Origin of the sequence: Limisphaera ngatamarikiensis (assembly GCF_011044775.1) — a bacterium.
Taxonomy (GTDB): domain Bacteria; phylum Verrucomicrobiota; class Verrucomicrobiia; order Limisphaerales; family Limisphaeraceae; genus Limisphaera; species Limisphaera ngatamarikiensis.
In genome coordinates this window covers 178,422-187,956 of sequence record NZ_JAAKYA010000006.1, presented here as the reverse complement: position 1 = coordinate 187,956, position 9,535 = coordinate 178,422, and the positions used below count along the sequence as shown (strand labels likewise).

Genomic DNA, 9,535 nt, shown 5'->3' with positions numbered 1-9,535 from the left:
CCCCACCACCAACCGCCCCCACCGATCACCACGTCTCAAACCGCCGCCCGCCACAACTGCCCCGCCCGCGCACACTCCGCCTCAACCCCGCCCCTGCCCCGCCCAAAACCTACCACGTCCACCAGCTTCCGCACCCGCACACCCACCCCCTCGCATCGACCCACCGGATTCGGCCACCTCCCCGGGCGGATCAGTCGGCCCGCCCTCGGCACCGAACATCGCAACCCAGGCACGGCCCGCCAAGCAATCCCCGGAATCCGCCCGCCACGCCAAGGGAAGCCGTCCCACCGACAAAAAGCTTCCCACCCGCGGCCCTGGATGTTTCAATGCGCCCCCCGATGAAAGTGCTGGTGATCGGCGGCGGTGGCCGCGAACACGCTCTGGTTTGGAAATTGGCGCAATCCCCGCATGTCACGGCCCTCTACTGTGCGCCGGGCAACGCCGGGATCGCCCAAGAACCTCTCCGCGCCCGGCCCGATACGGCCCGGTGCATCCCCATCGGAGCCGAAGACCTGCCCGCCCTCCTCCAGTGGGCCACCGAAAACCGGCCCGACCTCACCGTGGTCGGACCCGACAACCCCCTGGCCCTCGGCCTCGTGGACCTCTTTCAATCCCACGGCCTCCGTGTCTGGGGGCCCACCCGCTCCGCCGCCCAATTCGAAGCCTCCAAGATCTTCTCCCAGCAATTCATGGAACGCCACGGCATCCCCACCGCCCGCGCCCGCACCTTCACCGACCCCGCCGCGGCCGTCCAGTTCGCCGAGTCCCTCGGCGGCCGCTGCGCCGTCAAGGCCGACGGTCTGGCCCTCGGCAAGGGCGTCCGCGTCTGTCACAACCCCGCCGAGGCGCAAACCGCCATCCACGACCTCATGGTCAAACGGGTCCTTGGATCCGCCGGCGAACGCATCGTCATCCAGGAGCTCCTCGAGGGCATCGAAATCTCCCTGCACGCCCTGTGCGACGGCCGCACCGCACTGCCCTTCCCCACCGCCCAGGACCACAAACGCTTGGGCGAGGGCAACACCGGACCCAACACCGGCGGCATGGGCACCTACTGCCCCACACCCTTCCTCAACCCCGCCGAACTCGCCGCCGCCTACGACCGGATCCTGCGCCCCTGGCAGGAAGGTTGCCGCGCCGAGGACATCCTCTTCCGCGGCGTGCTCTACCCCGGCATCATGCTCACCCGCGAAGGCCCGCGCGTGCTCGAGTTCAACGTCCGGTTCGGCGACCCGGAAGCCCAGGTCTACCTGACCCGGCTCGAAAACGATCTGTTCGAACTCCTCATGGCCGCCACCGAGGACCAACTGGCCTCCCACACCCTCCGCTGGTCCGACCAAACCACCGTTTGCATCGTCATGGCCAGCGCCGGCTACCCGGGCGACTACAAAAAAGGCTGTCCCATCCACGGACTCGACCAAGCCGAACAAATCCCGGGTGTGAAAGTGTTTCACGCAGGCACCGCCCGGGACAACGGCCGCCTCGTCACCCGCGGCGGACGCGTCCTCGGCGTAACGGCACGGGGACCCGACCTCCCCACGGCCCTCCGCACCGCCTACCGGGCCGTGGACCTCATCCACTTTGAAGGCGCACAGTACCGGCGTGACATCGCCTTCCAGGCCCTCCAATGGAAGGGCGCCCTCCCCGGCTCCTGAACAGCACCCCCGCGCTCAGGAGCGATACTCCTGCAGGCACTTCACGCCGTAGCCGTGCTGCCGTAGCGCCGCGATCCCCAACAACGCCGCCTTCGCACCGCTCAGCGTCGTCATGATCGGCACCCCGGCCAGCACCGCCGTGGTGCGGATCTTCACCTGATCCGCCCGCGGGGTTGAGCCGGTGGGCGTGTTGATGATCAATTGCAGCTCCCCGTTCTTGATCAAATCCAGCGCATGGGGACGGCCCTCGTTGATCTTGAAAATCTTGCGCACCTTCAGACCGACCGCCTCCAACACCTGGGCCGTCCGCCCCGTGGAAACAATCTGAAATCCCAGCTCGGCAAACCGCTGCGCAATCGCCGGAATGTGCGGCTTGTCCCGGTCGCTCACACTGATGAACACGTTCCCGCTCAACGGCAACGGTGCCCCGGCCGCCATCTGACTCTTGGCATACGCCACCCCCAAATTCGCATCCAACCCCATCACCTCGCCCGTGCTCCGCATCTCCGGCGACAGCAAAATGTCCTGACCCGGAAACCGGTTGAACGGAAACACCGACTCCTTCACCGCCCAGTACCGCGGCCACACCTCCCGGGTGAATCCGAGCTCCTGTAACGTCCGCCCAACCATCACCTTCGCCGCCAGCTTCGCCAGCGGCACCTGAATCGCCTTGCTCACAAACGGCACCGTCCGGGACGCCCGCGGATTCACCTCCAACACATACACCGTGTCATCCTTCACCGCATACTGCACGTTCATCAAACCCGCCACCCGCAACTCCCGCGCCAGCGCATGCGTGTAGTCCCGGATCGTCTGAATCGTCGAATACGAAAGCGTGTGCGGCGGCAACACCATCGCCGCATCCCCCGAATGCACCCCCGCAAACTCAATGTGCTCCAAAATCCCCCCAATCACCACCGTCCCCTCCGACGGATCCTCAAACAACCCCACATCCGCCACACAATCCACATCCACCTCCGTCGCCTCCTCCAAAAACTTGTCCACCAGCACCGGTCGCTCCGGCGACGCCTCCACCGCAAACCGCATGTACTGCTGCAGCTCCGCGTCCGAATACACAATCCGCATCGCCCGACCCCCCAGCACAAAACTCGGACGCACCAGCACCGGATACCCCAACCGATGCGCCACCTCCAACGCCTGCGCCTCGTTGGTCGCAATCCCGTTCGGCGGCTGCGGAATGTTCAAACGCCGCAACAAATCCGCAAACAGCTCCCGGTCCTCCGCCACCTCGATGCTCCGCGCCGACGTCCCCAAAATCCGCACCCCGTTCTGCTGCAGCGGCAGCGAAAGATTCAACGGCGTCTGCCCCCCAAACTGCGTGATCACCCCGTGACAGCGCTCCCGCTCATAAATGTGCAGCACATCCTCCAGCGTCAGCGGCTCAAAATACAACCGGTCACTCGTGTCGTAATCGGTCGAAACCGTTTCGGGATTCGAGTTCACCATGATCGTCTCGAATCCCTCCTCCTTCAACGCAAACGCCGCATGCACGCAGCAGTAGTCGAATTCGATCCCCTGACCAATCCGGTTCGGCCCGCCACCCAGGATCATCACCTTCCGACGGTCGGACGCCCGCACCTCGTCATCCCCGCGGTCGTAGGTCGAATAATAGTAGGGCGTGTAGGCCTCGAACTCCGCCGCACACGTGTCCACCAAACGATAACTCGGCAGCAAGCCCAGCTGCTTCCGCAAAGCCCGAATCTCGTCCTCGGTCCGCCCGGTCAAATGCGCAATCTGACGGTCCGAGAACCCCAACGCCTTCGCTTGAGCCAGCAATTCCGCGTTCACAGTCCTCCCAATCCTAAACGGCCGCCCAGCCTGCCAAGCTCATCCCACCCTGTCAAACCCGGGCCGCGCCACCGCCAGGCGCCGAAACCGGTGTCGGCGCCGATCCAACCGGCAAATCGCCCCACACGCACAAAAATCACAAGCCACCTCCCCCTGGTGCCGATACGGATCCGGTCCCACCTCCCCCCTCCAGATCCGGGCCGCCACCTCCAACAACATCCGCCGGCTCTCCTCCCGGAACCGGGCAAAGGCCGCCGAATCCATCGCCTGCCAGCTCTGCGCATGCGGCAAACCATCCCCGGTCCGACGCCACGCAAATTGCTCCCCGCGCCGATCTCCCGTCGCCTCCAACCACCCCAAGGCCCCAAAATCAAACAACCCCTGATGCTGATACGCCCGACGCCGCTGCGCCGCCTGCTCCTCCTCCGACCCGCCCGCATCACCCCCCGACTCCGGCCCCGGCCGCAACGGCACATAAAACGCACCCACCGGGCGGACCCGGTCCACCCCCAACCGCTCCCGCAACTCCCCGAAATCCTCCAACACCTGCAAATACACCCGCAACTGCCAGTCCAGACCCGCCGCAACCTTCGCCCGATCCAGCCGTGCCCGACCCGACTTGTAATCCATCACCACCGCCACCGCCTCACCCTCCGACACGCGCAACGCATCCACCCGATCCAACCGACCCGTCAAAACCAACTGTCGGCCCTCCCCGGCCTCCAACACCACACCCGGCCCATCCAACCCCGCCCGAGCGCCGTCGCCTCCCCCAAACTCCCGTTCCGCCAACACCGGATCCAACCGGTACCGGCCCTCCCGCATCCACCCCAATACCACCTCCAAAAACGACTCCAGCTCACGCAACCAACGCACCACCATGCAGCGCCGGACCGCTCGCGACGCAAACAACCCGTTCCGATACTCCCCGGCCACCGCCTCCCCCACCTCCCACAACAACGCCCGCGCCTCCTCCACTTCCAAATCCCGCCAACACTTCCCCCGCGCCTCCACCGCCCCATGAAACGCGGCCAGCACCTGATGCAAAAACGATCCCCGATCCGCCGCGTCCACCTCGTACACCTGCCGCTCCCGCGCCAATAACCCGCCCCACACAAAAAACTGAAAAGGACACGCCCCAAACCGTTCCAGTTGCGTGGCCGATAACCGCAACCGCCGCCCATACAGCCGATCCACCACCCCCGGACTCAAAACCCGGCCCGCCAGCGACCGTCCATGCCCGGCAAACGTCTCCACCAGCGGCCCAAACAACTCCGGCACCCCCTCCACCCGTTCAAACCCCGCACCCTCCCCGGCGCACCACCGCAACGCCCGCGCCCAACCCTCCCGCCAATGCACCACCTCGCCACCAGCCCAACCCTCCCCCACATCCCCGGACCACACCTCCACCGCCAAGCCCGGAAACCACGACCGCACCCGTCCCACAAACGACGACGGATTCATCACCCGACCCCGCCCGTCCCGCCGACACCACGTGATCACCAACTGCTCCCGCGCCCGCGTGCACGCCAGATACGCGAAGTGTTCCTCCCGCGCCCGCCGTTCCAGCACCGAAAGGTCCATCCCCAAACCGGCAGCCTCCAGCCGCTGCCATTCCTCCTCCGAAAGCAACGGCCCGCCAGCCGGCCGCGCAGGAAAAACCCCCTCGTTCCAACCCAACAACAACACAAGTCGTGCCTCGGATTGCCGCGACCGGTCCACCGTCCCCACCAGCACCTGGTCCAGCGCCGGGGGTACCACCCCCACCGTCAAATCCGCCAGCCCCGCCTCCAACACGGGCAACCAGTCCGCCCAGGCCAGGCTCTCCCCGCCAAACGCCAAATCCACGTCCTCCAACCAGACCTGGAGCTGTTCCCAAACCGTCCTGTGAACCGCTCCGCCAGGGAAACCTGCGCCCGCCACCACACCATCCGTACCCGCCGCCGCCCACAGCTCCAAACGTTCCTCCACCCCCAACTCACGCCACAAACACTGCAACGCCGTCACCAACGTCCGTCCCGAAACCACTCCTGCCCCGCACCCCACCGCCTCGGCCCACGCCCGCCATGGCTTCAGCACCCGATCCCACCGCGCCGCTGCTTCACCGCCGCGTGCCACCCACCAATCCCGCACCTCACGACCCAACCACGTGGCGCGTCCCTCCCAACCCCGCGCCAGCGCCTCATTCTCCAGCGCGTCCAGCTCTTCCTCCTCAAGCCCTCCCACCAACCCGCTCTTCAACACCGCCAACCAGTCCGCCTGCCGCCAATCCCGCGCCACCAAGCGAAACGCACCGCGCGTCAACACCACCAGCGGATGATGCGCCACCGGTTCCCGCCGATCCCAATGACACGGGATCTCATACTCGCCAAATACGCGCCGCAACGTGTCATGGACCAACTCCAGGTCCCGCACCAGCACCAGCACATCCCGAAACCGGCCGCCACCACGCACAAACCGCCATATCTCCCGCGCCGCAAACCGCGCCTCCGCCACCGGATCGTCACAACACACCAGCCGCACCGGTGGCAACGCCACCTCTGCACCGCCGTCCCCACCCCCCAAAGCCCAAGCCCGTTCCCACCGCACCAAACCGGACGCCGAACCGAACCGCCCCGACCCGCCCGCCGCCGAAAGCCACTCCTCCAACACCTCCACCCCCGGCCCGCGCAACGCCTCCTCCAGCCGTTCCTTCGACCGCACCACACAACGCCACGGCGTCAACCAACTCCCCCTCCGCATCCCCTCTCGATCCAGACAAAACGTCACCGTCATCTCCCCGCAATGCCGCGTCAGCGCCCCCAATAACGCCACCTCATGCGGCGCCAGCTCCGCAAACCCGTCCACCCAAACCCCTTCGATCCACCGACCCCGATCCCGACGCGCCTCCAACAACCGCACCACACCTTCCGCCAACGCCACCACATCCGCCAACCCGTGCTCCTCCAGCCAGCCCTCGTACGCCTCGTTCAACCGCGCCCAGTCCCGCAACTTCGCCGCCAACCGCTGATCCTCCAACGAAGCCGCCCCCTCCCGCAGCCGCTGCGCGCTCACCCGGTGCCGATGACACTCCACCCATGCCTCGCTCAGTTCCGCCGCCAACCCGGGCCGCCGCACCCCTACCCGCAAAACCTCCAGCTGGTCCCGCAAACGGCCCAGCAACGAGCGCATCACCATCACCCGACCCTCCGCCGTCAGAAACCGCAACGCCCCGCCCCCAAGCTCCTCCCAGAGCCACAAACACAACCGCTCAAACGACACCACCTGCAGCCGCGTGTACCCCGCCGGACCCGGCCCCGACAACAACTGCCGCTCCAGTTGGAACGTCATCTGCCGCGGCGCCAACAACACCAGCGGCGGCCCTTCCACCGAACTCCCCAGCCGCGCCCGGATCTCCTCCAAACACCGGTGCGTCTTGCCACTCCCGGCAGGCCCCAACCACAACCGAACCCGCATGCCCACAGTTTCCCCCAACCCCGCCGGCCCCGCAAAAGCTTTTCAACCCACACCCAACGGCCAAAACCCCACCCCGGGCCCGGACCATCATCTCCGGCCGCGACTCCTCCACTCGAACAACCCTCCCTCCCCTGGCCGCACCCCGTGGCCGCACCCCCGCACCCGCCCTTCCCCGGTCCGGGCCGGACCCAATTCAGCCCTCCTTCACAGCCGCCCCTGCCTTCGAGTCCGTCAGCACCCGCTCCAACGCCGACAACAACTCCGTTGCCGTGAACGGCTTGTCCAGATTCACAACCGCCCCGGCCGCCCGCGCCTCCGACACCCGCGATTCCTCCCCCAACCCGGTGATGCTGATGGCCGGTAGATCCGGTGCCACCCGACGCAACGCCCGCAAAAACGTCGGGCCATCCATCCGCGGCATCATCAGGTCCGTCACCACCGCCCGGATCTCCGACCGGTGCTTCTCCCACACCGCCAGCGCCTCCTGTCCGTCGGCCGCCAGAAGCGGTTCGTACCCGTGATTCCGCAAAATCGCCGCCGTGATCTGCCGCACCGCAGGTTCATCATCCACCACCAACACCCGCTGCCCCTTCCCACGCCCTGGCGTCGGGCGCTCCCGCAAACCCGTGTCGCCGGCCTGCGCCTGGGGCAGAGCCGGCAGATACACCGCAAATGTGCTCCCCCGGCCCACCTCCGATTCCACGGTCACAAACCCGCCGTGCGATTCCACAATCCCCAACACCGTCGCCAGCCCCAACCCCGTCCCCTGCCCCACCGGCTTCGTCGTGAAAAACGGATCAAAGATCTTGTCCAGCAACTCCGGCGGAATCCCCACCCCCGTGTCCTGCACCGACATCACCGTGTACGGCCCCGGCCTGGCCTTCACATGCACGCGCGCCCCGGCCTCATCCAGCCGCACATTCTCCAACCGCAACGTCAACACCCCACCCTCCGGCATCGCATCCCGTGCGTTCACACACAGATTCATCAACACCTGCTGCAGCTGCGTCGGATCCCCCTGCACCAGCCACGGCTGCCGCTCCATCCGTACCTGCACACGGATCGACCGCGGGAACGTCTCCGTCACGATCCGCTCCACCTCCCGCACCAGATGCTTCAACTGCAGCAGAACCCGCGCCCCCTCCACCCCGCGCGCAAACGTCAGCACCTGCCGAATGATCCCGGCCCCACGCTGCGCACACGTCTCCAGCGTCTGCAAACACGTCCGCGCCGCCTCCCCCTGCACCTCGTCCTTCAAAAATTGCACCGCCATCAGGATCGGCGACAGCACATTGTTCAAATCATGCGCCAACCCGCTGGCCAGCGTCCCGATGCTCTCCAACCGCTGGCTCCGCAACAACTGTGACTCCAAACGCTTCTTCTCCGTAATGTCCGTGTTGACCATCAAAATCGCCCGCGGAAACCCGTCACTATGCCGGATCAACGTCCACCGACTCTGCACCGCCAGCTCACGTCCCTGCCGGTCCCGATGCCGCATCTCCCCGCTCCACTCCCCCCGCTCCTGCACCGCCTGCACCGCGGTCGCCACCTGCTCCAGATCCGGCATGATCCCCAGCTCATGCAACGTCCGGCCCTGCGCCTCCACCGCACTCCAGCCGTACAACGCCGCAGCCCCGTCGTTCCAGTACAGAATCCGATCACAAAAATCCCGCACAAACACCGCATCCCGCGTCACCTGCAACAACGCCGCCTGCGACCGTATCTGCATCTCCGTCCGCGTCCGCTCCGTCACATCCTCCAAACACAACAACACCCGATCCAGGCCATTGGACCGGACCCGCTCCGTCGAAACCAGCAACACCACCTCCACCGCCCGGTCCCCCCGCATCAACGTCTTCCGCACCTGCCGCCGCTCCCACCGCCGCCCCTCCCGAAACGTCTCCACCAGCGCCAACCGCAACTCGCACGCCGGACAATCCGGCGTCACCCCACACTCATACCCGCGCCGCAAACACGCTTCACACCGCAAAAACTCCCCCAACTGCATCCCCGCCACCGACTCCGGCGCCCGCCCCACATACGCCCCCGCCGCCCGGTTCGCCCGCACAATCCGCAAATGCGGATCAAACAAACACATGATCACCGGCGTCTGATCGTACACCGCACGCAGCTCGGACTCGCTCCGCCGCACCATCTCCCGCACACGCCACCGGTCCAGCAACAACGCCAGGTAATCCCCCAATTCACCCGCCAGCCGCAGCTCCTCCCCATCCACCACCCGCCGCCCCCGATCCGCAAAACTCAACACCCCGATCACCTGCGAGCCCGACCGCAACGGTACCCCCACATACGTCTGCAACCCCCACTGCCGAAACAACGGCACCACCATCTCCGACGCCAAACCTCCGTCCGACTCCACCACCATCCGCCCCGTCGACACCACCCGCCCGGACGGACTCACGTCCATCGGCACCTCCAACGGCGTCGGCAACCCCGACAGGTCCACCCCGTGAACCCCCCGATACACCAGCACCCCCTGCTCAGGATCGCAAATCTCAATCGTCACCACCGGATAACCCGTCAACCCCGACAACTCCCGCGCCATCCCATCAAAACCGGGTTCACTCCCATCCTCCGACAATGCCAGCTCCGCC

Annotated in this window: 3 protein-coding genes and 1 pseudogene; 1 reads left to right on the top strand and 3 read right to left on the bottom strand. The window is 66.4% G+C overall.

All coding sequences use genetic code 11. From position 1 onward, the window contains the following. Positions 1 to 338: 338 nt before the first annotated feature. Complete coding sequence (gene purD / locus G4L39_RS01390; protein ID WP_165105343.1) at positions 339 to 1,655, top strand: phosphoribosylamine--glycine ligase; 1,317 nt, start codon at positions 339 to 341, stop codon at positions 1,653 to 1,655. A gap of 15 nt (positions 1,656 to 1,670) precedes the next feature. On the opposite strand, the pseudogene carB reads toward purD, so the two are convergent. The 3 genes and pseudogenes from carB to G4L39_RS01375 form a co-directional block, all read right to left on the bottom strand. Beyond that, positions 1,671 to 3,464, bottom strand: a pseudogene (gene carB, locus G4L39_RS01385) (carbamoyl-phosphate synthase large subunit); the annotation flags it as partial. 39 nt (positions 3,465 to 3,503) lie between these two features. Continuing rightward, entirely contained in the window at positions 3,504 to 6,920 is a 3,417-nt protein-coding gene (locus G4L39_RS01380; protein ID WP_165105339.1) for a PD-(D/E)XK nuclease family protein, read from the bottom strand. A gap of 193 nt (positions 6,921 to 7,113) precedes the next feature. Beyond that, a partial coding sequence (locus G4L39_RS01375) for a hybrid sensor histidine kinase/response regulator (RefSeq protein WP_165105338.1) occupies positions 7,114 to 9,535 on the bottom strand: 2,422 nt, incomplete at its 5' end.

What these genes read in the sequence shown, in the direction of transcription:
- purD (WP_165105343.1), top strand. Translation starts at nt 339, where the DNA reads ATGAAAGTGCTGGTGATCGGCGGCGGTGGCCGCGAACACGCTCTGGTT.
- G4L39_RS01380 (WP_165105339.1), bottom strand. Translation starts at nt 6,920, where the DNA reads ATGCGGGTTCGGTTGTGGTTGGGGCCTGCCGGGAGTGGCAAGACGCAC.